General features: G+C 70.8%; 22 protein-coding genes. 18 read left to right on the plus strand and 4 right to left on the minus strand.

Features of this window, described 5'->3' with window-relative positions; translation table 11 throughout:
- Nucleotides 1-172: 172 nt before the first annotated feature.
- Genes ACZ7OO_RS39490 through ACZ7OO_RS39510 form a run of 5 tightly spaced genes read left to right on the plus strand, consistent with a single transcriptional unit; the run spans nt 173 to nt 3,127 of the window.
- Nucleotides 173-640, plus strand: a complete 468-nt coding sequence (locus ACZ7OO_RS39490; RefSeq protein ID WP_471512257.1) for a hypothetical protein — start codon at nt 173-175, stop codon at nt 638-640.
- Nucleotides 637-984: a hypothetical protein gene (locus ACZ7OO_RS39495; RefSeq protein WP_471512258.1), complete on the plus strand. Its 348-nt coding sequence runs from the start codon at nt 637-639 to the stop codon at nt 982-984. The genes ACZ7OO_RS39490 and ACZ7OO_RS39495 overlap by 4 nt, the downstream gene beginning before the upstream one ends.
- Entirely contained in the window at nt 981-1,397 is a 417-nt protein-coding gene (locus ACZ7OO_RS39500; protein ID WP_331725141.1) for a hypothetical protein, read from the plus strand. Before ACZ7OO_RS39495 ends, ACZ7OO_RS39500 begins: the two co-directional genes overlap by 4 nt.
- Entirely contained in the window at nt 1,394-1,840 is a 447-nt protein-coding gene (locus tag ACZ7OO_RS39505) for a hypothetical protein (RefSeq protein WP_331725142.1), read from the plus strand. The genes ACZ7OO_RS39500 and ACZ7OO_RS39505 overlap by 4 nt, the downstream gene beginning before the upstream one ends.
- An 18-nt stretch (nt 1,841-1,858) precedes the next feature.
- The gene (locus tag ACZ7OO_RS39510) at nt 1,859-3,127 is read left to right on the plus strand and encodes a site-specific integrase (protein WP_405548097.1); all 1,269 of its coding nucleotides are present in this window, start codon (nt 1,859-1,861) and stop codon (nt 3,125-3,127) included.
- Here ACZ7OO_RS39510 and ACZ7OO_RS39515 read toward each other — a convergent pair.
- From ACZ7OO_RS39515 to ACZ7OO_RS39530, 4 genes are all read right to left on the minus strand, one after another.
- Nucleotides 3,124-3,819: a hypothetical protein gene (locus tag ACZ7OO_RS39515; RefSeq protein ID WP_331725144.1), complete on the minus strand. Its 696-nt coding sequence runs from the start codon at nt 3,817-3,819 to the stop codon at nt 3,124-3,126. The two genes, ACZ7OO_RS39510 and ACZ7OO_RS39515, sit on opposite strands and share 4 nt — an antisense overlap.
- A 640-nt stretch (nt 3,820-4,459) precedes the next feature.
- Nucleotides 4,460-4,951, minus strand: coding sequence for a hypothetical protein (locus ACZ7OO_RS39520; RefSeq protein ID WP_405548098.1), 492 nt, complete (start codon nt 4,949-4,951; stop codon nt 4,460-4,462).
- The gene (locus ACZ7OO_RS39525; protein ID WP_331725146.1) at nt 4,948-5,511 is read right to left on the minus strand and encodes a hypothetical protein; all 564 of its coding nucleotides are present in this window, start codon (nt 5,509-5,511) and stop codon (nt 4,948-4,950) included. Before ACZ7OO_RS39525 ends, ACZ7OO_RS39520 begins: the two co-directional genes overlap by 4 nt.
- Nucleotides 5,512-5,526: 15 nt before the next feature.
- Complete coding sequence (locus ACZ7OO_RS39530; RefSeq protein WP_471512259.1) at nt 5,527-5,907, minus strand: hypothetical protein; 381 nt, start codon at nt 5,905-5,907, stop codon at nt 5,527-5,529.
- 176 nt (nt 5,908-6,083) lie between these two features.
- On the opposite strand from ACZ7OO_RS39530, the gene ACZ7OO_RS39535 reads away from it, so the two are divergent.
- The 13 genes from ACZ7OO_RS39535 (at nt 6,084) to ACZ7OO_RS39595 (ending at nt 23,149) form a co-directional block, all read left to right on the plus strand.
- Entirely contained in the window at nt 6,084-6,446 is a 363-nt protein-coding gene (locus tag ACZ7OO_RS39535) for a hypothetical protein (protein ID WP_331725148.1), read from the plus strand.
- A 498-nt stretch (nt 6,447-6,944) separates the two neighbouring features.
- Nucleotides 6,945-7,286: a hypothetical protein gene (locus ACZ7OO_RS39540; protein ID WP_158709002.1), complete on the plus strand. Its 342-nt coding sequence runs from the start codon at nt 6,945-6,947 to the stop codon at nt 7,284-7,286.
- 372 nt (nt 7,287-7,658) lie between these two features.
- A complete protein-coding gene (locus tag ACZ7OO_RS39545; protein ID WP_471512260.1) occupies nt 7,659-9,428 on the plus strand; it encodes an OmpH/Skp family outer membrane protein in 1,770 nt (589 codons plus the stop codon).
- 1,040 nt (nt 9,429-10,468) lie between these two features.
- Nucleotides 10,469-11,206, plus strand: coding sequence for a hypothetical protein (locus ACZ7OO_RS39550; protein WP_471512261.1), 738 nt, complete (start codon nt 10,469-10,471; stop codon nt 11,204-11,206).
- A 98-nt stretch (nt 11,207-11,304) separates the two neighbouring features.
- Nucleotides 11,305-13,422 (plus strand): ATP-binding protein, encoded by a 2,118-nt coding sequence (locus ACZ7OO_RS39555; protein ID WP_471512262.1) that lies wholly within the window; start codon nt 11,305-11,307, stop codon nt 13,420-13,422.
- A gap of 484 nt (nt 13,423-13,906) precedes the next feature.
- The gene (locus tag ACZ7OO_RS39560; RefSeq protein WP_030795580.1) at nt 13,907-14,287 is read left to right on the plus strand and encodes a hypothetical protein; all 381 of its coding nucleotides are present in this window, start codon (nt 13,907-13,909) and stop codon (nt 14,285-14,287) included.
- A gap of 87 nt (nt 14,288-14,374) precedes the next feature.
- Nucleotides 14,375-14,749: a hypothetical protein gene (locus ACZ7OO_RS39565; RefSeq protein WP_471512263.1), complete on the plus strand. Its 375-nt coding sequence runs from the start codon at nt 14,375-14,377 to the stop codon at nt 14,747-14,749.
- Between the two features lie 129 nt (nt 14,750-14,878).
- Entirely contained in the window at nt 14,879-15,112 is a 234-nt protein-coding gene (locus ACZ7OO_RS39570; protein ID WP_331725153.1) for a hypothetical protein, read from the plus strand.
- A 64-nt stretch (nt 15,113-15,176) separates the two neighbouring features.
- Complete coding sequence (locus ACZ7OO_RS39575) at nt 15,177-15,386, plus strand: hypothetical protein (protein ID WP_331725154.1); 210 nt, start codon at nt 15,177-15,179, stop codon at nt 15,384-15,386.
- A 1,027-nt stretch (nt 15,387-16,413) separates the two neighbouring features.
- On the plus strand, nt 16,414-16,824 hold the full coding sequence (locus ACZ7OO_RS39580; RefSeq protein ID WP_331725155.1) for a hypothetical protein: 411 nt from the start codon (nt 16,414-16,416) through the stop codon (nt 16,822-16,824).
- Between the two features lie 74 nt (nt 16,825-16,898).
- Nucleotides 16,899-17,618: a hypothetical protein gene (locus ACZ7OO_RS39585; protein ID WP_405548102.1), complete on the plus strand. Its 720-nt coding sequence runs from the start codon at nt 16,899-16,901 to the stop codon at nt 17,616-17,618.
- 849 nt (nt 17,619-18,467) lie between these two features.
- Nucleotides 18,468-20,519, plus strand: coding sequence for a DUF3560 domain-containing protein (locus ACZ7OO_RS39590; RefSeq protein WP_471512264.1), 2,052 nt, complete (start codon nt 18,468-18,470; stop codon nt 20,517-20,519).
- Between the two features lie 1,142 nt (nt 20,520-21,661).
- Nucleotides 21,662-23,149, plus strand: a complete 1,488-nt coding sequence (locus tag ACZ7OO_RS39595; RefSeq protein ID WP_331725158.1) for a ParB/RepB/Spo0J family partition protein — start codon at nt 21,662-21,664, stop codon at nt 23,147-23,149.
- The last annotated feature ends 798 nt before the right edge of the window (nt 23,150-23,947 follow it).

The following is a 23,947-nucleotide window of genomic DNA, read 5'->3' on the forward strand; positions in this document are numbered from 1 at the left end:
GAGCGGAGAATCGCTCTCACAGAACCGTTAGGCATTCGAAGTACCCGTCCGGGCGACGCCGAAGGCCCCTGCCGGCGGGCTGATTTCCGATACCGTCTCCTTAGCGGAAATCAGAAACGGCGCGCTTGCGGACGCTCATAACAGGCGCTGACAACTACTGGAGGGGGCGGCGATGCCGGAGCGAGACGAGGCCGAGGAGCCGGGCCGGTCGATCGAGGACGTCCAGCGGCTGCTTCAGGTCGAGGCCGACCGCCGCGGCGTCAGCGGGCCCGAACTGCTCGACCAGCTCGCCCGCGAGGGCCGGGCCACCGGTCTGGTCGACACCGACCCGCAGGGCGACCTCACCGGGTGGACCACCACGGTGGTCGACCGCAGTGGTGAGGAGAAGACCGTGTCCGTCCAGCCCCTGGTCTCGCCCGAGCTGTTCGGCGGCGGACCGGTGACGATCCTGGACGGCGCCGAGGGGGCCGCCATCGCCGCCATCCTGGGCCCGCTGAACAGCGGGAAGACCAACGCCGTCGACCTGTACCGGGCCCAACTGGACGCCGCTGGCCTCTCGTACGAGGAACGGGCCGTCACGGACGACTTCGGCGTCCAGCGCGTCGAGTTCACCGTCGAGCGGCCGGAGAACGGCGAGTGACCGACGACCGGATGCCGTACGGCCGGTGGTGCATGGAGGCCGACGCGGCGGACACCCAGCGCGAGGACCTGGTCCCGCTCGCCGAGCTGCCCGGCCTGGCATTCGGCCGGGCGACCCTGAGCCGGGCGCTGGAGCTTCTGCAGGAGGCCCCCAGCCGGCCCGCCGCACTGGACGAGGCCCGCGAGGCGATCCGGACCGCCCTGGAACAGGTGCCCCAGACCGGCCGTGACCAGCACTGTCACGAGTACCGGTGGCGGTCGGGGGACGCCCCGGTGTGCTCGGTGAAGACCTGCGGACGGTGTGCTCCGATCCGGGCCGCCCGCGACCGGCAGGACGCGCGGTGACTGCCCCGTACACCCGGGCGGAGGCCGGGCGGGACCGGCTGGACGAGCAGATCGCCACGGCCGCCGCGAACATGCAGCGTCTCGCCGAGGAGATCGCGGCTGAGGCCGCCGAGCTGAGGCGACTTGCCGCAGCCGGGGCGCCGTTGAGCGCGCAGGCCCGGAAGCTGACCGACTGCCTCCAGGGCGTCGCAGGGGGCGCCGCACGGCATGACGCCCTGACCGACGCGGTGAAGATGGTGTACGGCAGACCGGCCGTACCAGCGGATGCTCCCACCGCAGTCCTCCCCCTTCCCGCGCCGCCGGACGAGCCCTTCCGGGGAGACCGCTTGATCCGGCTGACTGCCGCGGAAGTGCAGGAAAAGATGCGCACCCTGAACAACGAGACCCCAGGCACGGAGGGCACGGGCCGGTGAGCCAGACCTACGAGCAGGCCCGCACCCAGGAGTGGGGGCCCGAGGCCGAAGCGATCAAGACCCGGGTCCACGCCGCACTGCGGCGCGGCCGTGGAATCGCCGTCTTCCCGCTGGTGGAACTGCTCCTGGAGGGCGAGGAGTTCGACCTGACCGGCCTGCCGGACGAACGCCGTCGGCTGGAGATCGGATTCGCCTACCGCGCCGGCCGGATGGAGGTCGAGACCTTCCCCGCCGCCCTGCCGTCCGACCCGGGCGAAGCCGTGCTGGTCTACCGAGCCCAGCCGCTCGATGGCATCCCGGACCCCGTCGCCACGCTGCTGGACGCGCTGAAGGCGATGACCCGGGCATCCGGCACGGGCGCCGAAGCCGTCCACCAGGCCGCCCAGGACGCGGCGGCCGCCGTACGCGCGATGCTCCCGACGACCCGCCCCAAGCGGAAGTAAGACCCGGAGGTCCCTGCCGTGACCAGCACTGACATCGCCCTCCCGCCCTCTCGTCCCCTTGCCCGGCAGGTGGAGACGGTGACCACCAGGACCGGAATGCGCCTGTCGGCGTCCGCCGCCAAGTGGTTCGAGGAGAGCGTCCCGCAGTCGAGCCGGGACGCGCGGGCCTGGCGCTGGCGGGAGTACGCGCAGTGGTGCAGCGACGTCGACTGGCACACCGCCGAGCGCGGCGCCGTGGCGTCGTTCATCGCCGCCCTGGCCGACCGGGGGCACCCGGTCAAGACGCTGCAAGCGATGTCGGGCACCCTGCGGGGGATGCGCGCACTGGACGGATCGCCGCTGGACGCCGAGGAGTTGAAGGCGATCGAGGGCGTCATCCGGGGACGCGCCAAGCACGAGGCGAAGGGGATCGGGGGTGTCCAGCCCGGCCCGCTGAAGGCGGACGGCGTGACCCCGGGAGACCTGCGGCGGATGGTCGGCACCCTGAACCTGAGCACCCCGCGCGGGGCCCGGGACGCGGTCACGCTGGTGCTCGACTGGTGGATGGCCGGGCGGTGCAGCGAGCCCGCCGGCCTCAACATCCACGACATCCGCATCCTCACCGTGGAGCTGACGGACGAGGGGACCGGCGAGATCCACGAGGTGCCCGCGCTGGAGGTCGAGGTCAGGGAGTCCAAGGCGGACCAGGACGCCGAGGGCGAGACCGTCCGCATCCTGGCGCCCCTGGACGCACCGGAGTTGTGCCCGGTCACCGCCGTGCGGCGGTGGTTCGACGTCCTCGCCGACGCCGGACAGCTCACGGACGGCCCCCTCCTCCGCCGGATCGACCGGCACGGGAAGATCGGCGCGGACGCCGCTGGCCGCCGCAACGACGACGCCGACCGCCAGGGCGGCATCACCGCCCGGACCGTGCGGACCATCATCAAGACGGCCGCCCGCGCGGCCGGGCTCATCAAGGACGAGGACGAACGGGCGGTCGCCGAGGTCTGGGAGAGTCGCGCGGAAGCGGTCACCGCCGCGGCGGCGGCCGACACCGAGGCCGAGGCCAGCAGCATCCTCTCCGGCTGGCGGCTCCGCCTCCGCCGTGCCCTGCAGCAGGGCCGCCGCATCACCGGGCACAGCATGAGGCGCGGGTTCATCCAGGCCGCCCTGCGCAGCAAGAAGCCGCCGCACCAAGTCGCCATCCACTCCCGTCACGCACCCAAGAGCCGGGCCTTCTGGGAGTACGTCGACAGCGTCCCGGACTGGGAGCAGAGCGCGACGATGTCCCTGCGTCTCGCGGCTTAGGACGTCATCACGAACGGCTTGTTGCACCCGCCGCAGATGACCGGCGGCCCCTCCCAGGTGCCCGCCGCCGCCCGCAGGGTGCGCACGGGACGGCACTGGCAGCTCGCCGGCCGGTAGTTGGTGTTCCGGCGTTGCCCGCCGGTGGCGGTGGCGCCCGAGGGCGGGATCGTTCGCTCCGCCCGGATCGCCGCCTCCAGTGCGGCGATCGGCTCGCGGTAGCGCTGCCGTGCGATGTCCGTGATCGAGGTGACGGAGTAGCCGTTGCGCTCCGAGCGCTCCACGGCGAGCCCCAGGACCTGGGCGGAGTCCCGGAAGAACTTGTTGTGGTACTGCGCGGCGTTGCAGTCCTTCTCCCCGCGGGTGGAGCACCGGCCGTGCGCTCCTTCGTGCAGCAGGCTGCCCATCACGTCGGCGGCGCCGCGGGCCAGGCCCTCGGCGGCGATCCATACCTCCGGGACCTTGTCGCCGCCGGTAAGACTCCACTGCTGGGCCCAGAAGTGCGCCCAGAGAGGCTTCCGGTGCCGGGTCCCCATCGTCACCACGGCGTCTGGCACGTCGGGATGGTGGCGGCGGATCGCCTCCCAGCCCACGGCGAGGGCCCCGGTGATGGCGGCTCCGACGCTGCTGAGCGTCGCATTCTCGGCGGGGCCCTCGGACTCCGATGCTGACGTGGTGATGATCGCTTCTCCCATTCTCGCGTCTTAAGACGCGAGAATATCGGACCCGGGCGCCGATTTCACCGGCCATAGGTCGACTCGCACAGCTGCGAGAGGGAGGGGTCGACGGTCCCCTTCGACATGGCGCACACCGTACCCATGTCGTACGAACGGGCAGGGCGGGGACGAACCGGAGGCCGCTTTGGCACCGCACGCGGCCGTGGGATCACGTGCTTGACCCGGGGGCGCGGACGCGGAGCCGCGCGGCGTTCGGCGGGGGCCGGTGCGGCGCGGGCTGGAGAGGCCGGGGACCGTGGCGGCGCCTTCCGGGTCTCCTTCGCCGGCCGGGGGGAGGACGTCGCGGAACCTGCCGAGTCCTCGGAGGTGTCCACGAGCGCTTCGAGAGCGGGTGGAGGTGAGGGCAGCGGCGTCTCCGGGAAGATCATCGGCCGGGCATTCGCCGGGGGCCGTGTGCCGTCCGGGTGCGGAGCCTGCCCGGCGACGCTGACGCAACCCGTGCACCCCACAGCGAGCAGGACGAGGGCGGACAGGAGACGGCGCACCACCCCACCGTGCCCGAGCCGGGAGAGAGCCCGCCCCCGACACGCGGAAGGACCACCGGTACGTGTGACCATCCACCGGCAGGTGCTGACAGAAGGGCGCCTGTCCCTGGCCGTCAGGCCCACTCGGTGCTGGTCGAGCAGATGGCAGGCAGGGCCGCTCCCGCCACCAGGTGGTGGACGACCCCGAGCGCGATGAGCCCGCAGGCGTGCAGCGCTTCCTCGCGCTCCATCGTGTAGACGCCGAGCCCGCGGACGTCGAGCGCGGCCACGATCCGTTGTGCCTGCCGCCACCGCGCCCGCCGGACACCGAGCGGGGCGGCCTTGAGCACGGCCCGGCGGCGCAGCCGGTGTATGAGCAGCTTCTCGGTACGCTGCCACCGGCTCATGTACCGGTCGAGTTGCACACCGATGCGGCCGCTCTGTTCTGCGGTCCGCCACTCGGCGCAGGCCGTCAGGTACGCCAGGGCCACGGTCACGACGGCCGCGTCCTGGCCCCGGCGCTGCAGGAGAGCGTCCACCGCCTCCCAGTCGGGAGCGCTGGCATCCAACGCGGCGACCCCTGCCCCGGCGCGGTCCCTCGCCCCGTCCTCTGGAGGCCGGGTCACAGCGACTCCTGCGGCCGGTCGGCTTGTTTCAGCGGCCGGTCAGCGTACGGGTAGAGCGGACGTTGCCGCGCGAGTTCCGGCGCCCGGTCGAGGCGGTCGATCACGCTCGGCTCGCGGTAGTGCCACCGGGCCCAGTCGAGGGCCGCCCGCTTCGTCTGCTCGCGCCGCAGGAGGCCGAGGTCGGGGTGCCACACCACCCAGTCCAGATGACCGCCGCGGCGAGAGCGCCACAGCACGAACAGCACGAGCGCGACCACAGCACTCAGCCCGGCCCACGGCAGGGCGAGCAGTGCGGCCGCATCGCGGAGGTCGGAGGGCTGGGCCCACAGAAGCAGCAGGCTCAGGACGGGAGACACCGCCCAGGCGACCCAGTACGCGTAAGCACCGCGCATGACCCGGCGGTACACCATCACGGCGCCGATCAGTGCACCAGCCGCGACGAGTACCGGCCACCGGTGTCCCGAGCCGGCCGCGAGGACGACGCACACCGCGGCGGTGCCGGTCAGTCCGGCCGCCGTCGTACGGTCCTGCCGATCGCGGGCGGCGGTGGATTCTGGCATGGTCGCAGGTCCTGGTCAGACGAAAGTGTGACGGCCGCCGCTGAAGTGCCGAACCATGGGGTCGAAGACCTGATGGCGGACCGCGTGCTCGGCCGCCTCGTACTCTACGGGGTGGTCGAGGTCCGGAGAATCGTCCGGGCCCAGCCCCAGGTTCGCCGCCCACTCCACGCAGTTGTGGCAGCCGTCCACCCGGGGCGGATTCAACCGGTGCACAACCAGTTGGTGCGTCGTCCACGCGATCTCGGCGTCATACACCTCCCGGGCCGCTTCACCGGAGTTCACGGCGGCGGCATAGGCGGTGACCCACGTCTTCATGAGGTCGCGGCCGTCGAGGCAGCACGGTGTGGGCAGGCCCGGGATGGTGAGCGGGGAGGGCGCGAGGGCGTTGTCCGGCATACGGCAGACCGTACCGGGCGGACGCCCGCGCCGAACAGGGAACGGGTTTCCCGGACGGTTGGCTGGTTCCCGCAGTCGTGCACCAGTGCGCTGCTGCTGAGAAACCGGTGTGACCAGTAGCGTTTCTCCGGGGCCGCGGCAGCGGCACACGGGAGCCGGGAAGAGCGGAGAACACGGTGGACGATGTCGAGGGCCTGCGGATCGAGGTGTACCGCACGCTTCAGCTCGCGGGCCTTCCCCTGAGTGATCTCCCCTCCGCCCCAGTCAGTGCCGGCGGCGGCGTGGACGTGGTGGAGTCCCGCGAACTGGGGGCCGTCATCGTGGGGTGGGCGTGCAGCGCGGAGTTGTTGAAGGCGGCCGCCGACGCCATCGACCGCGAGGAGGACGAGCACCCCGACGTCCAGCTGCAGGACGAAACCGAAGCGGCGATGGCCGCCGCGATCGACCGGGTGCTACGACGGCGGGGTTTCGTCACGAGCGTCCGGGCCGACGTGCCCGGCAGTCACCAGTTGATCGTCACGCGGAGGGATAGCGACTGACCGACTCGGCGTTCATCGCCAGAAACTCGCGTCAGCCGTGGGTTCCTGAACGAGCGCTTCCACCAGATCGCCGGAACTCCCGTTGTCTACAACACGAGTTCAACGATTGGGAACGCATCGTGGAAACCGTCGCGCACGTTAGCCACGTTCCAGTCGTGCGACCTGGACGCCGCATCCCACGGTCCCTTCGGTCCCCTGCCGAGGGGACCGCCGTACGTCCGGAGACATCGCGAGTCTGAGGGCGCAGCCCGCAGCACTGCCGAAGGAGCCGACACCCGGTCTAACGCTCACGCAGAGCGAGGGTGACGACTCGTCACCCTCGCGAAGGACACGCGCCCCGCCATCGTTGACGCGCCGGCGTCACAGCGGCAAGCCGACATGAACAGGTAGAAGGTCGGACATTCCGCGTTGAGCGGGGCGGGACGGACGTGAAAAAAGTGCTCCGACACGCGTGATTCGTGATGCACGGAAGGGGTCGGAGATGGCAAGATACGGATCATGGCCGGGACTGGGAACAAGCGGATGCTCACGAATCGTGAGAGCGCCTATGACCCTGCCTCCGGCGAGAACTGGCGGATCACCGTCAACCTGCCGCCGGTGGTGGCAGAGGCTCTGATCCCGAAGCTGCGGGAGATTCACCCCCGCCTGGCTGCCGCCGGTCTCATCGGCGCCGTCGTGGAGCACCTGGTGCTGCGTGGCGACGTGCCGCTGGACTGGAAGCGCACAGCCGAGATGGTGAAGAAGGAGATCGAGGGGATCGAGGGTGCACAGCGCCCGTCCAACCCGGCTCAGGACGCACCCCTCCCTCGGGGTAGTCGCCATGGGGGCATATCGACGTAGCTGATACACGCCCCGGGGACTCACCCGCGGGGCCAACGAAAACTGAATCCCAAGGCACTGTCAGCGATCGGTTTGGTCGCCAGTGAGCTGACCAGGGCCTTTTCCATCGACGTCGGAGACATCGCCCGATGCGGGCTTTGTGCTGCCTGATGTCGTTCAGTTCTGGAGACCATCATAGCCACAGGTCCCCGGGCCGGCACCTCCTTGCCCGAAAGCGGTGTGTCACGCGCGCCGTTCACGGGAGTACCCACCGCCGAGCCCCGTACGCACAGGGCCGCGGCCACTGAGCCGCTGTTCACCCTTCCCAGCACTTCGTCCCTGCCCCGGCAGCAGACGGAAGACAACACCGAGAGCGCAGCAGAGCGAGCCCGCGTGGCCGCCATGCTGCTGGACGACCTCCTGTTCGCCGCCCCCGTCTTCTGCATCGACAGCGGAAACTCAAAGGTGGCAACCGGCCGACCGCTGAAGTTCCTCAGCGAGGCCGCCGAGTTTGTCCGCACCGGCCGCGCAGCCTCCTACGTCGCCACCCTCCGGGAAAGCGCGGTCGCCGTCGACATCGACGGCGACGACGACGACTGGAGCACCAGCGCGCTCGAACACCTCACCACCCGCGCCAGGGAACTGGACGGTTGGTTCGTCACCCGTCGATCGGGCGGCGGCGCCGGCCGCTGGCACCTGATCGCGTGTTTCCGCACCCAGGCCGCCCGCGCCGAGTTCAAGACGACGGTGGAGACGGTCCGCGCACACTGGGGTGCCACGGCCCGCCAGATCGACTGGCGCCGTACCCTCCGCCCGCTCTCCGCACCGCACCGCAAGAGCGGCCGCGTCGACCTCCCCGAGTTCGTTGAGGGAGCCGCCAACACCCTGCCGTCGTGGGCCATGAACATGCCCCAGTACACCCGGCCGGTCACAACTCTGCGAAAGGAAGTTCCGGCAACTCCCTGGCAGCGTCGTATCTCCACGATTCCGGAGGGGGAGTTCTGGGAGCGGCTTCGTAAGCCCGGCCCCGATTACTGGGTGGACCGGTCCCTGAGCGAACTACTCTCTACCGCCCGCCTCATCATCGCGGGGTTCGATGCCGACGCCGCATGGCAGGTAGTCAGCGACCCGGCACACCTCGGTTTCCACCGCGCCCGCAATCGCGGCCACCGCTGGTGGGTTAACCACTGCTGGAACGCCGCCGTCGAGTACGTGGACGACCACCGGAACAGCCGCACAGGTAAGTCCGCGTCCGAGCGCTGGAAGAAGGTCACAGGCCCGCTTCTGGCAGGCGTACGGGAACTCCACTGGCCGAACTGGACCACCGCCACCCGGCACAGCAGGGAACACATCCTCGCGGCCATCGGGGACCGCATGGCGCGTCAGGGGCTGGCTTGCCGGCCGCTGCCTGAACGCGACCTGGAGAACGACACGGGGAAGTCCCGGAACACGATCAGGGACGCCCTGGACGCGTTCGTGGAGGACGGCGTCCTCATCCGGACCCGGACGTACGACCAGAGCATGGGCACCAAGGCGTCGCACGAGTTCAGCCTGAACCTGCTCACCCTGGACTTCCGTGCTGAAACTTCTGAACCACCCTGTAGTCACTCCCCCGCCCCCCGCAGCCGCTCCTGGTTCAGCCTCGCTACGACCCTCGCCCTCCACCCCGGCCCCCTCACGGTCACGCAGCTCTACACCCTCAGCGGCTACACCCCCACCCCCCGACCGACCCGGGCACAGCTGACGAACGTGGAGACCGGCCTCCAGGTGCTGAGGAAGCTCCGTATCGCCCAGGCCGGACGGAAGGGCTGGGAGCTCACGGGTCAGGCAGTGCGGGAACTGCGGTCCATGACCCAGCGGAAGGCAGCAACGGCAGCACGGATCGAGCGCGAGCGAAGTGCCTTCGCGAGGTCCTGGGAGGCCACCAGGGAGAAGCTGCAGCGCCGTTGGCAGGAGCGGAAGGAGAGGGCCCTCCAGAGGCGTGCAGCGGCCGACCAGAGCCGTCGCGAGCAGTGGTGGGCGAGTTTGCCCGCAGAGGAGAGGAAGAGCCGTCGAGACGAGTGGAAGGCGCGTTTCCGTGAGCTGACGCCGGCCCAGCAGAAGGCCAGGGTCACCGAGTTGCGTGAGCGCCGGTACATGGCGAAGTGGGGAGCGGCCGCCTAGGTGAGTATCCCCGGGTAGCCGCCCGCCAGTTCGGCAGCGCGAACCCTGCCAGCAAACTCGGAGTTTGCCGCAGGGTGTAAAACCATGTGTAAAACAGGGTGTGACAAAGGGTGCTCCCCCCACCCACTCTGACCTGCCCTTTTCCACGTGCTGCATCCTGACCACCCACTCCCATCGTCCCTCAGGAAGTGGGTGGTCAGGATGCAGCACGTGGGTTCAGATCAGAGTGGGTGGGGGGAGCACAGGTTGAGTGTGGTGGAGGTAGAAGAAGAACTGAGAGGAGGAGAGTGAGAGTGAGTGAGAGAGAGTGAAAGACAAAGATGAAGGACAAAGACAAGGACAAAAGAGAAAGACAAAGACGAAAGACAAAGAGAAGAGAGAGAAGAATTTAAGAACTAGGGTGGGCCGGTGGGGGGTACGGAGGAGTGATGTCTGCAAGTGGTCGCTGGTGAGTTACTGGGCGGGGGTGGACAGCGAAACTTGAAGCCGGTGGGGGCGTACGTTCTCCGGTGGGGGCGGTGGGTTCGTCGGGAGGGTGCCGCCAGGAGGCGGGCCGGTGTGCGGACGGCGACCGACTCTGATCTGTGCCGTCGTGATGCACCCTCACCACCGTTGGCGAGTTCCGCGTCTTGAGGGTGTGGGTTCGCTTTCTTCCGCCGGCGGCGAGCCGTCGAGTTCTCCCCGTGGTGGGTGGCTGGGCGAGTGCGGGAGTTTCCGCCGGAGTGCGGCGAGGTTACTGAAGTTGGCGCCCTTCGGGCGGCGTTTGGTGGTCCGGCGGCGTTCACCTGGTCGCAGACGTCGGCCCCTGGGGGCCTTTGGTCTGCCACCAGGGCGCCGGACCTTGGTCGACCCCTGGCGGGGTCGGCTGCTTTGATCTGGTGGTGGCCTCCTACGTCGGCCACCACGGCAGGGGCTCTCGTTCCTCGGCCCCTGCGGGCGGGCGAGGCTGGTTTGAACCTCAGAGTTTTGCCGTGTGCCGCACGGCGCGCGTTCGTAAGTCACGGTGGGAGTTGGTTGTCGTGGAGGTTGTAGTCCGCGAAGTGGTGGTGCCCAAGGGCAAGAACTGGCGGCTTACCGAGCGGGACGTGCCGGTTCTGGAGTGGATCGGCCGGTGGTTCGGCGTAACGGCAGAGCAGGTCACGCGGCAGTTCACGGGAGACGGCGGAGTTCTGCCGTCTCGTCAGGTGGTGTACCGGAGGCTCCGAGCGCTGACGTCGATGGGTCTGCTGTCAGCCGGCCAGCTCCCCGGACGGCGCGCTCAGGTGTTCTGGCTGACGAAGTCGGCGACGGAACTGCTGAACATTCCTGGGAACGCAGTGACGCCGAATATCAAGGAGTACAACCACGACCTGGCCGTGGTCGACCTGGCTCAGTACATCAGCAGCATCAGGCCGGACGATGAGCTGGTGACCGAGCGGGAGATCCGTGCTCGCGATACCCCGAACCAGTACGCGAGCACGGAGCCCACCTACGCGGTGTCGACCGGGGAGAACGGGCGCGGCCGCCGTTACCCGGACCTGGTGGGTCTACGTCCGGACGGAACCGTGTGGGCCCACGAGCTGGAGCGAACCCAGAAGGCGCGTCCGCGTCTCGTGAGGAACATGCTGCTGTACGTCAACGCCGATCACATCAGTTACGCCATGTACTGGGCCTTTCCCAAACTGCTGAAGAACGTGGAGTCGGCCGCGGAGGAAGCGAACGCTTCAGCCGTCGAGCTGGGGCGGGGACAGAAGATCTTTGTCCGCGTCTGGGATGTAGAAGAACGGGGAGCAGAGTGAGTACGCCACGGAGCCAGCGAGCACGAGGGAACATCGCAGGCGGACCTACGACGAAGTGGCAGGGTTCGCAGCCCATCAACCCAAACTCCGGTGAGGCCGTGGCGAGGGCAGCAGGGGTGATCCTGGCCGTCCTGAACCCGGTCGCGGCGATTCTCGTGCTGGTCCTGGTCGCGGCCGGCCGCCGCTTCCCGCCGCGGGCCCGGCACTGGGTGTGCTGGGCCGGGTGGGGTGCCGTAGTCGTCGGCGCGCTGATCGGATTCTTCCGGTGGTACCTGGTGCCGTACCGCGAACTGGGGACGGCGATCTGGGACAGCCCGAACCGGGCCGCACTGGCAGAACTCGCCCAGGAGAACTGGGCGAGCTGGGTGGGCAACCAGATTCCGTTCAGCGTGACCGTCGCGGCCGGGATCGGCGGAGCTTGGCTCATCCGGCGAGCGAAGTTCCAGGCGGAGTGGCGGACGGTGAAGGACCCAGTGCCGCAGAAGCGGATCGAGGCGAAGCTGCGGGAGCTCGCGCAGAACGATGACCGTCCCCCGGCGCAGAGTTTGGACGACCTGCGTATCCGGCTGGGCGTCGACAAGATGACCGGCGACGCGTGCGAGATCAGCGGCCGTGCCATGAGGCGTCACGGATTCATCCCCGGAGCATCCGGCTACGGAAAGTCCCGCACGATCGAGCAGCTGGTGTACGAGCTGGTCGTCAGTTCACACGCGCGTCCCCTGGGTATCGGGTTTCTGTTCGCCGACATGAAGGCGGACCCCATGCTGATCGAGGCTATGGCCGGAGGGGCGCATCACGCGGGGCGCCGGTTCAAACTGGTCACGGTCACCGGGGCGGGTACGACGTACAACCCCATCCGCCACGGTTCCGCCGAGCAGATCCGGAGCCGGATCGTGGAGTGCCTGGACCAGGTGGCCGGCGGCGGGTTCTCAGAGCCGCACCACCGAGAGGCGGCTGAAGAGTTCCTGCTGTATGCCGTCCGAGCCCTGGACGACCTGGTTCGCGGAAGCGTCACCGAGTTGTTCCCCGACGGGACGACGCGGGCCTGGCGCCGCGACCTTCCCGACCTGGCCCGCCTGCTGACGCTGAAGTCTCTCGGCTCCCGGACGAACCACTTCTCGCCGCGGCTGCAGAAGGAACTGGGCGACTACCTGAACTACCTCAACACCGAGGCGAAGGACCTGAAGCGCTCGATCCCGGGCCTGGCCACCCGCATCCGGAACTTGGTGTCGGGCGACGCCGGCCGCGTCCTGATCGAGACCCAGGACGGTGTCGACCTCTACGAGTCGGTCAAGCGCGGCGACATCGTCCTGTTCTCCCTCGCGGCGAACACCGACGCGAAGGCGGCGCGGCAGATCGGCAACCTGTTCCTGACCGACCTCGGGTCGGTCGGAGACCGGCTGCTGGCGGAGAACTTCGGGGAGAACGGCGGACTGTTCATCGCGGGCGTCGATGAGTTCAGCGGGCTCGGGGGCAGCACGATGACGGGGCTGTTCCAGCGGTTGCGCGCCGCCGGCGGCGGTCTGTTCGTGTGCACCCAGGACCTGGCGGACCTGGCCGACGTGTCCGACGCCTTCCTGGCGGCCGTGCTCACCAACGCGGACGTGCTGATCCTTCACCGCACCAAAGCGTCCGCGGAACAGGTCTCCGAACTGCTGGGAACGTACGAAGGGTGGGAGGAGACGCTTCAGGTCCAGGAGGACATCGGAGTTCTCGGCTCGACCACGGCCGGGTCCGGAGTCGGCTCCCTGCGCCAGGTCGACCGCTTCAAGGTCCACCCGAACCAGCTACGGGAACTCGGTGTTGGCGAGGCCATCGTCGCCATCGGCCACCCGGAGGACTCTTCCCAGACGGTGCAGATGGCTCTTGCCCCGCGGTACCCGGTGCCTGAGGCAGAGCAGAACGAGGTGGTCGAGCAGCAACCGCCGGTCGACCTCACGAAGGAACTTCCCTTTACCCCGCCGCCGGCCCGGAAGGACGTCGAGACCGTCGAGGCGCCCCCGGAGCGCGAGCCGGACGACGCCGCCGAGTACGAGGGCTGGGAGGAGGAACCTCCGGAGGTCGAGGAGGAACCGGTCGAGGCCGACGAGAAGGAGACCGTGGAAACCGGCGACGATGCGGCGGCCGCGACCGCGGAGGAAACTCCGGTCATCGTTCCCCAGCCCACAACGAGCCCGTCCCCAGCGACGCCGAAGCCAGCCAGCGACCCGTTCTGACGAGGGGCTGAGCTTCACGATTTTCTGCCTCCGGCGGGCCCTTACTCCCAAGGGGGTGGGGGCTCGTCGTGTGTGTGCGGGCCGGGGAGTGGCTGGGGTTGGGGGTGGGCGGGGGCTCCCCTCGGCCGGACGGGCACCCTTCGGGCTACCACCGAACCTGCGGGGGGTGCCAGGCCGAGCCGCTTCGCGGTCGCGCAAGCGCGAGCCTGGCACCCCCCGCAGAACCGGCGGTACGGCGGAGCTGCCCGACCGACCGAGGGGAGCCCCCGCCCACCGGGCGGAGTTGTGGCGGAGGCCGCCGGGCAGGCCCGCGCGGGTGGGGGCGGAAACCGCCGCTGACCTGCGGAAAGATGTGATGCAGGTCACCCGTTCGGAGGGCTGTTACAGGTGGACTCAGGCACTCGAATAAGGCAGAATTAGTGATGTCGGAAGGGGATGGCAGCCCCGGACGACAGGCCCGAACCTTCAACACCAGGGAGACCACGTGAACACCGAGACCGGCACCGCGAAGCACTGGATCGTGGACGCCTACGACGCCGTCTGGGTGGACGGCGTGATCGTTCACGACCTGTTCAACGTCGCCCGCGTCTGCATGACGTGCCACATGGAGACCGGTCTCACCGGCCCGTGTCTGCGGGAGAACCCCCTCCCGACCCCGGAGGAGATCACGCAGGTCGCGACGCTCGCCGAGCTGCACGAGGCCGCGCGTATCGCGTTCGGCACCCTCCCCGTGTGGATGGTCGACGCCATCGCGCGGGGCGAGCTGGACGCGTACGCCCCGGACGACCGGCGGAAGCGCCTCAGCCGGGCGCGTCAGTCGCTCGCGTACGCCGAGCTGCACCGCCGGGCGCTCGACACCGAGTAAGTCACCGCACGAGCCCCACCGTCCGGGGCGGGATGGCAGCCCGCCCCGGACGAGCCCCGAACCTTCAACACCGCAAGGACGCACAGCATGAGCACTCAGCCCGTGAAGCCCGAGACCGACGCCCCCGAGTGGCCCGCCGCGAAGCCCGCCGACATCGACGCCGCCACGGCGTCCGGCATCATCGAGGCCCGCGCGATCAGCGAGGAGCTGACCAAGGCGCACGGCGTTCCGGCCGTCACCGTCGGGCACGGCATCGACCCGGTCACGAACGGGCCCGTTGTGCGCGTCGACACGGCGGAAGGGCTCGTTGCCCTTGCGATCCCGGCGGTTGGCGAGCCGTACGTCATCCAGCGCGGCGGGAAGCGCCTGTTGGGGCTCCAGGCCGTCCGACGCCCGCGCGCCCAGGTCGCCACCGTCGCCCGCCAGTTCGTCGGAGTGCTCCAGGCCCGCCACCTCGTGTGACCCAGGTCACCCGAACGAGGGACGCGAAAGACTGGACCCGCACCCCAAAATAAGGCAGAATTAGGGATGTCGGGAGGGGATGGCAGCCCCTCCCGGCACCGGCCCGAACCTTCAACACCGGGAGACGCAATGCGGAACACGCCCACCACCGACAAGCAGGCGCAGGAGAACTTGCAGGCCACCAAGGCACTGCTCGGACTCCAGCAGCGCGGATACCTGCACACCGCCGAGCGCCGTTCCTTCGGCTGGATCGCGGTGATCAAGCAGGGCACTCCCCCGGTCGTCATGCACTCCCCCAAGGGCGTCATGCAGTTCGTGGCGAACCACGGGATGCCCCAGGACCTGGGACCCGTCCGCCGCTAGCCGAGCCCGCCGGGAGGGGTGGCAGCCCCTCCCGGCCCCCGAACCTTCAACGAGGAGTAACGCAATGCCCCGGAACCACAACCACAACGCCGCCCGCCAGAACGACGGAAGCCGTTTCGGACTGGCCATCGTCGTCGGTATCGGTGCCCTGATCGTGGGGGGCGCGATCGGCCTTGACGGCGTGTGGTGGCTGATTCAGCACCTCATCCCCGCACTCGTCGTGGTCGGCACGCTGGGCGCGGTCCTGAAGATGCTGGACCGCCGTCGCAGCTGAAGCCCGCCGCCGCAGGGTCCCCAGCCCGAGTCGGGGACCCTGCGGCGGCGCGGTAGCGGACGCGCCTGGCGGCGCGGCACCTCTTGTTCGTCCCCTTCGGGGCCGGCGGCCGCGCGGCGGCCGGGGTCCGCTGGCGCGGACCAGGCCCTCCTTCGTCGGGCCGAACGGACGCCCCTGGCGGGGCGGCGGTGTTGGTGGCCCGGTGCGTGCTCGCCGGCCCCGGCCTCCTTCGTCGGCCGGTGCCGTCGGCACCGGGCCGTGGACGCGCCTGGCGGCGCGGCACCTTCTTCTTCGTCCCCTTCGGGGCCGGCGGCCGCGCGGCGGCCGGGGTCCGCTGGCGCGGACCAGGCCCTCCTTCGTCGGGCCGAACGGGCGCCCCTGGCGGGGCGGCTGTTCCCGTTCGGGTCCGCTGGCGCGGACCGCCGGACCCCTCCGCGCCGACCGGCGCCGCCGCCGGAGTGCAGGAGGTTCGGCACGGACGTCGAAGCGACGCGTGCGACGAGCGAGGGGCATTCAGTTGCATTGCATTACGTTGCATTGCAATGAAATAGATCGGAGCGAGGCGGATGCGCCTCCGGCGGGGGCCCTTACTCCCAAGGGGGCGGGGGCTCCGTCGACCGGTGCGGGCCGTGGGTGGCTGAGGTGGCGGGGTGGCCGGGGTCTCCCCTCGGCCGGTCGGTCACCCGGAGGGCTACCCGGAACCCGGCGGGGCCGCCAGGCCGAGCCGCTTCGCGGTCGCGCGAGCGCGAGCCTGGCACCCCCGCCGGAACCCGGGTACGGGCGAGCCTGCCCGACCGACCGAGGGGAGCCCCCGCCCACCGGGCGGAGCCGTGGCGGACGCCGCCCGGCAAGGCCCGCGCGAGGGGTGGAAACCGCCCCTGACCTGCGGAAAGATGTGATCCAGATCACCCATTCGGACCCCCGTTCCAGGTGGACCCAGGCCCTCAAATAAGGCAGAATTAGTGATGTCGGAAGGGGATGGCAGCCCCGGACGACAGGCCCGAACCTTCAACACCAGGGAGCGACCGTGACCGTCAAGACCGAATGGATCGACACGAAGGACGTGCAGGTGGGCGACAAGATCGCCTGTCTGCTGAGCGACGCCCGCGCCTACCCGCGCGTCACCGGCTGGACGGACCGCGAGCTGAAGCTGAGCGACGTCACGCACCGGACGTTCCAGGTCACCGGGGCCCCGTGGTGGGCGGACGACATGACCACCTTCGACCTGTCGGGACAGGCGCTGATCGTCTCCCGAGAGGTGACGGAGGACCAGGAGCCCGAGGGGGGCGGGGACGGCACGGGGACGCCGTCCATCGAGCAGATGCAGAGCTGGATGTCCGAGGGCGGGGCCGAAGCCCGCGACGGGTGCTGGGTGGAGCCGGACGGCACCTGTGAGCACGGCTCGCCGTCGTGGCTGCTGGCCATTGGCGTGATCTGACGCCGTGGCCGGTCGGGCGGGGGCGACGCCCCCGCCCCCTCCCCGAACGCTTCAACGAACAGAAGGACTTCCCCGTGGTCATCGCGTCCCCGTACACCGTCGAACACTCCGCCCAGTGCCTGCCCGTCGACCCGCGCAGCAAGACCCGGCTCGACTGCCGCCGGTGCGACACGATCCGGGAGTACGGGCCGTACTGGATCGACGCCGAGAAGCCCGTCACCTGCGGCACCTGCGGCGCCGACGACGCCCCCACCCCCGCCGACCCGCGTTTCGCCGGGTACGCCGGACACCACTCGCGTCCCGAGAACTGGCGCTCCGCGTGCTCCGGCGAGTACCTGGCGCACGGCCGCACGACCGCCGAGCGGTCGACCGAGCCCGGATGGATGCCGCTCGCGCACGTCCGTCTCGGCGACGTCATCACCACGTCCGACAACTGGGGAAAGTGGGCCGACCCCGCGATGGTGGTCGACATCGAGGAGGGCGAAGCGGCGCCGGGGCATCCGCGCATCTTCGTCCGGTGGCTGAGCGACAACCCCCACCACAGTGGCGGCGTATGGGGGATGTGGGCCGCGCCGGGCACGCCGGTCCTGTTGGTCGAGGCGGCCACGGCCGAAGCCCCGGCCGCCCATGTGAACGTCTACTACAGCAACGCGATCAGCAGCCGGAGCCAGGTCTACTCACGGTGCTACCGGACCGACGCCGCCGCCCAGGCGGACATCCGGAAGTTCTGGCCGTACAACAACACGAGGTCAACCGTTTCCCGGTGCTGGTGCCGCCGTAACGAGCTCCGGTAGCCGGGGACGACGCGGCCCGTCCCCGCCGAGCCGGCCGGGGCCGGGCCGCGTCGTGCTGTGCGGCGGCGGTTGCGGACACGCCTGGCGGCGTGGCGGTGTTGGTGGCCCGGTGCGTGCTCGCCGGCCCCGGCCTCCTTCGTCGGCCGGTGCCGTCGGCACCGGGCCGTGGACGCGCCTGGCGGCGCGGCACCTCTTGTTCGTCCCCTTCGGGGCCGGCGGCCGCGCGGCGGCCGGGGTCCGCTGGCGCGGACCAGGCCCTCCTTCGTCGGGCCGAAGCGGACGCCCCTGGCGGGGCGACGACTTTGTCCTGGGCCCGCTGCCGCGGACCGCCGGACCGGCCGTCCGCTGACGAGCCAGGAATCCGGGCTGCACCTGGTCGTGGCGGAGGTCGAGGAGGACCGCCTCCGGCGGGGGCCCTTACTCCCAAGGGGCGGGGGCGCGGGGCGAGTTGGGCCCCGGTGGGTGGCTGGGGACGGGCGGGGGCTCCCCTCGGCCGGTCGGTCACCCGGAGGGCTACCCGGAACCCGGCGGGGCCGCCAGGCCGAGCCGCTTCGCGGTCGCTCCGCGAGCCTGGCAGCCCCGCCGGAACCCGGGTACGGGCGGAGCCTGCCCGACCGACCGAGGGGAGCCCCCGCCCGCCGGGCGGAGCCGTGGCGGACGCCGCCCGGCAAGGCCCGCGCGGAGGGGGTGGAAACCGCCTCTGACCTGCGAAAACATGTGATCCAGATCACCCCCGAAACCCCCGTTTCAGGTGGACCCGGACCCCCAAATAAGGCAGAATTAGTGATGTCGGAAGGGGATGGCAGCCCCGGACGGCGAACCCCGAACCTTCAACACCAGGGAGCGACCGTGACAACCGATCAGGTCGAGAACGCGCCGGTGGACAACCGGTACCGGTCCGTAACGCTCACCTTCGCCGGAGACGGCGAGTGCTCCGCGTGCGGACACGAGGAAACCCCGCTGTACTCCGGCGGCGAACTCGCCCGCGTGTGCCCCGCGTGCGTGGCCGCGACCTTCCCGCCGCCGCCGTGGGAGGGTGACTGCCCGCCCGAGAAGGCGGATGTCGTGATCACCCACACCCGCGCCGACGGCACCCTCCTGGAGGGCTCGCGCAAGGGGGACGGCATCTTTGAGGCGATCCGCCCGCACGGGTGGCGGTTCTTCCCGTCGCTCGGATGCCTGGGTCTCAACCACTCCCGGGACAGGTCGGCGGACCAGTACAAGATCCGTCCGGCAGTGAAGGCGATTCGCGAACTGGGCTTCACCGTCTGCGTCGTCGTCAACGAGGACGAGCGCCGCGCGTTCGCCGAAGCGGAGGCCGACCGGCAGGAGCGGGCCGAGGGACGCGCCGAGCGGTTCGAGGGCCGGGCCAGCAGCGCGGCCGCATCGTCCGACGCGGCTTACGCGCGGTCGAGGCAGATCGGAGAGCGCTTCTACATGGGGCAGCCGATCTTGGTTGGGCACCACAGCGAGGGACGCGCCCGGCGGGACCATGCCCGGATGGACAACGCCATGCGCAAGTCCATCCAGGAGGGGGAGCGCGCCAAGCACTGGGCCCAGCGGGCGGAGGCGTCCGGCGCGTACGCGGAGCACCGAACGAACCCGGCCCGGACCCTGCGCCGGATCGACACCAAGGAAGCGGACTTGCGCGGGGTCATCCGCTGGCAGCGCGGGGAGTCCAACAACGGCCATTGCGTGCGGCTCTCGCCGGCCGTCGTGGTCGAGCTCTCGCGGCGGCGCGACGAGCTCACCGAGGAAGTCGGTTACTGGCGGTCGATCGTGGCCAAGGCGGAGGCCGAGGGGTTCAAGGTGTGGGGGGCCGACGACTTCACCAAAGGCGACTTCGTGCGCTCCCGCGGATCGTGGTACGAGGTGCTGCGGGTCAACAAGAAGACGCTCACGGTGGCGTGGAACCTCCGCCTTGCTCCGAAGGCGGTCATGACCGCCGCAGATGCGACGTTCGAGGACGGGCACGTCGGCAGGCAGCCGGTGGACTACTCCGACGTTAAGACGCGCATGAGCGCCGGGGACATGGCGCGCTATCTGGAGCGTGACCGTACGCCGAGCATCGCCGACGCCAAGGCGCTTATGGACGGCGTGACCGCCAGCAGTACCGGGGGCCAGGACGAGGCCCCGGCGGAGGTGGAAGGGTCCGCCGACATCCCCGAGCGCCTGCGGGACCTGCTGGCCGAGGGCGAGCAGATGCTGAAGCTGCCCGAGCGCGAGTGGAGTTTCACCAGCACGTGCGGGCGGGTGTACCGGGTGCGGATGGTCACCGGGCGGGACGTCACGGACCTGCGTTTTGAGGTCCGCACCGTCAACGCGAACGGTACGGGTGTCGGTGTGGGCAAGGACTGGCCCGGCACGCTGGAGGTGATCCGGGAGCACGCCGCAGCGGCCGGTGAGCACGAGGGCAAGCAGTGCCCGCGCTGCGGCCGGACGTGGGGCAAGGGGTTCGGGAGCCCGGAGGCCCCGGCCACCTGCACCCCGGGCCACTGGTCGTACTGCGACCGCGCCGCCGTACCGGTGGAACAGGACGCCCCCGAGGACGCCCCGGCCAAGCCGAAGGCGAAGAAGCGCACGAGCGGACCGAAGATGGTCATCGTCACCGCCGCCTACGGGTCGAGGCAGGCCCGCATGGTCTACGCGAACGGCCGGGGCACCGTGCGCGAGGACATCCCGGCCGTCTTCATCGACGCGCCCGAGGGCGTGAAGTTCAACGAGGGCCCCGCCTCCGCCGCCATCTGGCAGGGAGTGGACGAGGTCCTGAAGAAGGCCGGGTTCGTGCGACTCGTGGGCCGGACCGGAATCCGCTTCGGGGAAGTCCGCGCCAAGATCACCGAACGGGAGGACACGGAGCCGGTCGCGGCCGCACCCGCACCGCAGAGCCCGGCGAGCTGAACACCCCGCCACCCCGTCCCCGCCGAGCCGGCCGGGGGCGGGGTGGCGCCGCCGCGGCGGTAGCGGACGCCCCTGGCGGGGCGGCGGTGTTGGTGGCCCGGTGCGTGCTCGCCGGCCCCGGCCTCCTTCGTCGGCCGGTGCCGTCGGCACCGGGCCGTGGACGCGCCTGGCGGCGCGGCACCTTCTTCTTCGTCCCCTTCGGGGCCGGCGGCCGCGCGGCGGCCGGGGTCCGCGCGGCGGACCAGGCCCTCCTTCGTCGGGCCGAAGCGGACGCCCCTGGCGGGGCGACGACTTTGTCCTGGGCCCGCTGGCGCGGACCGCCGGGCCCGTTCGCGCTAGCCGATGTCGTCGCCGGGCTGCACCTGGTCGTCGGGGAGGTGGTCCGCCTCCGGCGGACGAGTGCCGGTGCCTCCGGCATCGGCAGCGGTGCGGTTCGCTCCGCGATCCGTGGCAGTGTCGGCGCTTCGCGCCGAGGTGCGGTGCGCCGCGCCGCACGGGGTGGGTCCGCTGCGCTGGACCGGTCTGCAGTGCACGCTTCGCGTGGGGTGTCGTCGCTCCGCGACGACGGCGAAGGGCGCCCCCGCTTCGCGGCGGCGGGGGCCCGCTGCGCGGGCCGGCCGGACCCATCGGCGCCCAGCGATGCCGCCGCCGGAAGCACCCGGTCGTAGTGGAGAAGAAGGACCGCCTCCGGCGGGGGCCCTTACTCCCAAGGGGGCGGGGGCTCCGTCGACCGGTGCGGGCCGTGGGTGGCTGAGGTGGAGGGGTGGCCGGGGTCTCCCCTCGGCCGGTCGGTCACCCGGAGGGCTACCCGGAACCCGGCGGGGCCGCCAGGCCGAGCCGCTTCGCGGTCGCGCGAGCGCGAGCCTGGCACCCCCGCCGGAACCCGGGTACGGGCGAGCCTGCCCGACCGACCGAGGGGAGCCCCCGCCCACCGGGCGGAGCCGTGGCGGACGCCGCCCGGCAAGGCCCGCGCGAGGGGTGGAAACCGCCCCTGACCTGCGGAAAGATGTGATCCAGATCACCCATTCGGACCCCCGTTCCAGGTGGACCCAGGCCCTCAAATAAGGCAGAATTAGTGATGTCGGAAGGGGATGGCAGCCCCGGACGACAGGCCCTAAACCTTCAACACCAAGGACGACGACGTGACGACCGAGACCGTCGAGCAGACCATCCCGACCACCTTCCGATTCGAGGACGTCCCGCTTTCCCAGCTCACCGCCCACCCTGGCAACGTCCGTGAGGACCTGGCCGTGACCGACCGGTTCCGCCGGAGCCTCCGCAAGAAGCTGCGGACGCCGCTGCTGGTGACCCCGCAGGCAGACGGCACGTACAAGGTGATCGACGGTCACCGCCGTCTGCTGGTCATGATCGAGGACAAGTGGGAGACCGTCCCCGTCGTGATCGACGACAGCCGGGCCGAGGACGAGGCCGGGCAGTACGTGGACATGGTCACCACCGCCGAACAGCGGGTGGGCCTGAACACGCGGGAGAAGGCCGCCGCCCTCTTCCAGGCGAGCGAGCTGGGGGCCGGGGTCAAGGCCATCGCGACCGAGACCGGGTGGACGCAGAAGGACGTGAAGACCGCCGTGCAGGTGGGACGCGCGGCCAAGACGATGGAGGCGGCCCAGGCCGTCCAGTACGCCTGGACGCTCGACCAGCTCGAAGCGCTGGCCGAGTTCGAGGACGACCCGGAGGCACTGAAGGAGCTGACCGAGGCGGCGCAGGGCGGGAACTTCTCCTACCGTCTGCGCAGGCTCCGCGACGACCGGGAGGAGACGGAGCGGCTGGCCAAGGAGCGGGCCGAGTTCGTCGCCGCCGGGCTGACCGTTATTGACGAGTACGAGGCCCTGCCGGACAGCGCGACCCGGATTCACGAGCTGCGGACCCACGACGGGGCGAAGACGATCAGCGAGGAGGAGCACAAGGCGTGCCGGGGGCACGTCGTGGCCCCGGCGCAGTACGGCTCCCACTGGGTGACGTACTGCCTGAAGCCCGCCCTGTACGACCACGCCGTCTACCAGCCGCCCGGCAGCACCACGGCGACCACCAAGGCGGAGGACAAGGAGGCCCGCCAGCGCATCATCCAGGGGAACAAGCACTACAAGGCCGCGACCGCAGCCCGCCGCGAGTGGCTGAACGGCTGGATGACCCGCAAGACGTTCCCGCGTGACGCGCAGGTGATCATGGCGCGGTTCGTCGCGGAGTCGACCCTGCGCGGCGACGATCTCGGCATCGGTGACATCACGAGCGAGGACGGAACCCGCCTGGTCCGGGAATGGCTCGGCATCGCGGACGCCTCCCGGGCGAACACGATGACGGCCGAGATCCTGGCGAAGGCCGACGCCCGCCGCCTGGCGCTGTTCCCCTTCATGGCCTGCGTCGCGTCGTACGAGAAGACCACCGGCCACAAGGACAACCGGCCCTGGCGCACGGACCGCCAGGGGCTGAGCAGCCACACGCGGAAGCGGATCGGCGCGTACCTCTCCATGCTGGTTCAGCTGGGCCACTCGGCCTCACCGATCGAACAGGCCATCATCGACGGCCAGGAGTACGACGGCACCGAGCACGCGGCGAAGGTCTCCGCCGAGAAGGCGAAGGAGACGGGACAGGAACAGCTCGACTCGAAGTGACCGCAGGCTGGGAGGGGGGAGCCCCCTCCCAGCCCGCGTACGGCAGCGTCGTCCTCACGGACAGCGCCGCCGTACGCGGCGCGGGTAGCGGACACGCCTGGCGGCGTGGCGGTGTCGTGGCCCGGTGCGTGCTCGCCGGCCCCGGCCTCCTTCGTCGGCCGGTGCCGTCGGCACCGGGCCGTGGACGCGCCTGGCGGCGCGGCACCTTCTTCTTCGTCCCCTTCGGGGCCGGCGGCCGCGCGGCGGCCGGGGTCCGCGGGGCGGACCAGGCCCTCCTTCGTCGGGCCGAAGCGGACGCCCCTGGCGGGGCGACGACTTTGTCCTGGGCCCGCTGCCGCGGACCGCCGGTCTGTCCGCGTCGACCGATGACGTCGCCGGGCAGAACCAGGGCGCCGATCGAGGTGAACACCGATGCCTCCGGCGGGCGCCGGGCCTGCCCAAGGGGTGCGGGGGCGGTGTGCCGCGTGCGGGCCGGGAAGTGGCTGGGGCTGGGGGTGGCCGGGGGCTCCCCTCGGCCAACCGGTCACCCTTCGGGCTACCACCGAACCTGCGGGGGGTGCCAGGCCGAGCCGCTTCGCGGTCGCTTCGCGAGCCCGGCACCCCCCACAGAACCGGCGGTCGGGCGGAGCTGCCCGGCCAACCGAGGGGAGCCCCCGCCCACCGGGCGGAGCTGTGGCGGAGGCCGCCGGGCAAGGCCCGCGCGGGCGGGGCGGAAACCGCCTCTGACCTGCGAAAATGTGTGATGTAGATCACTCCCCCAAACCCCCTTTCCAGGTGGACTCAGACCCCCAAATAAGG

Source organism: Streptomyces sp. NPDC111744 (assembly GCF_055634995.1).

Coding starts and splice junctions, on each gene's coding strand:
- ACZ7OO_RS39525 (WP_331725146.1), bottom strand. CDS start 5,511: ATGCCAGAATCCACCGCCGCCCGCGATCGGCAGGACCGTACGACGGCG.
- ACZ7OO_RS39570 (WP_331725153.1), top strand. CDS start 14,879: ATGCGGAACACGCCCACCACCGACAAGCAGGCGCAGGAGAACTTGCAG.
- ACZ7OO_RS39530 (WP_471512259.1), bottom strand. CDS start 5,907: ATGCCGGACAACGCCCTCGCGCCCTCCCCGCTCACCATCCCGGGCCTG.
- ACZ7OO_RS39540 (WP_158709002.1), top strand. CDS start 6,945: ATGGCCGGGACTGGGAACAAGCGGATGCTCACGAATCGTGAGAGCGCC.
- ACZ7OO_RS39565 (WP_471512263.1), top strand. CDS start 14,375: ATGAGCACTCAGCCCGTGAAGCCCGAGACCGACGCCCCCGAGTGGCCC.
- ACZ7OO_RS39490 (WP_471512257.1), top strand. CDS start 173: ATGCCGGAGCGAGACGAGGCCGAGGAGCCGGGCCGGTCGATCGAGGAC.
- ACZ7OO_RS39515 (WP_331725144.1), bottom strand. CDS start 3,819: ATGGGAGAAGCGATCATCACCACGTCAGCATCGGAGTCCGAGGGCCCC.
- ACZ7OO_RS39575 (WP_331725154.1), top strand. CDS start 15,177: ATGCCCCGGAACCACAACCACAACGCCGCCCGCCAGAACGACGGAAGC.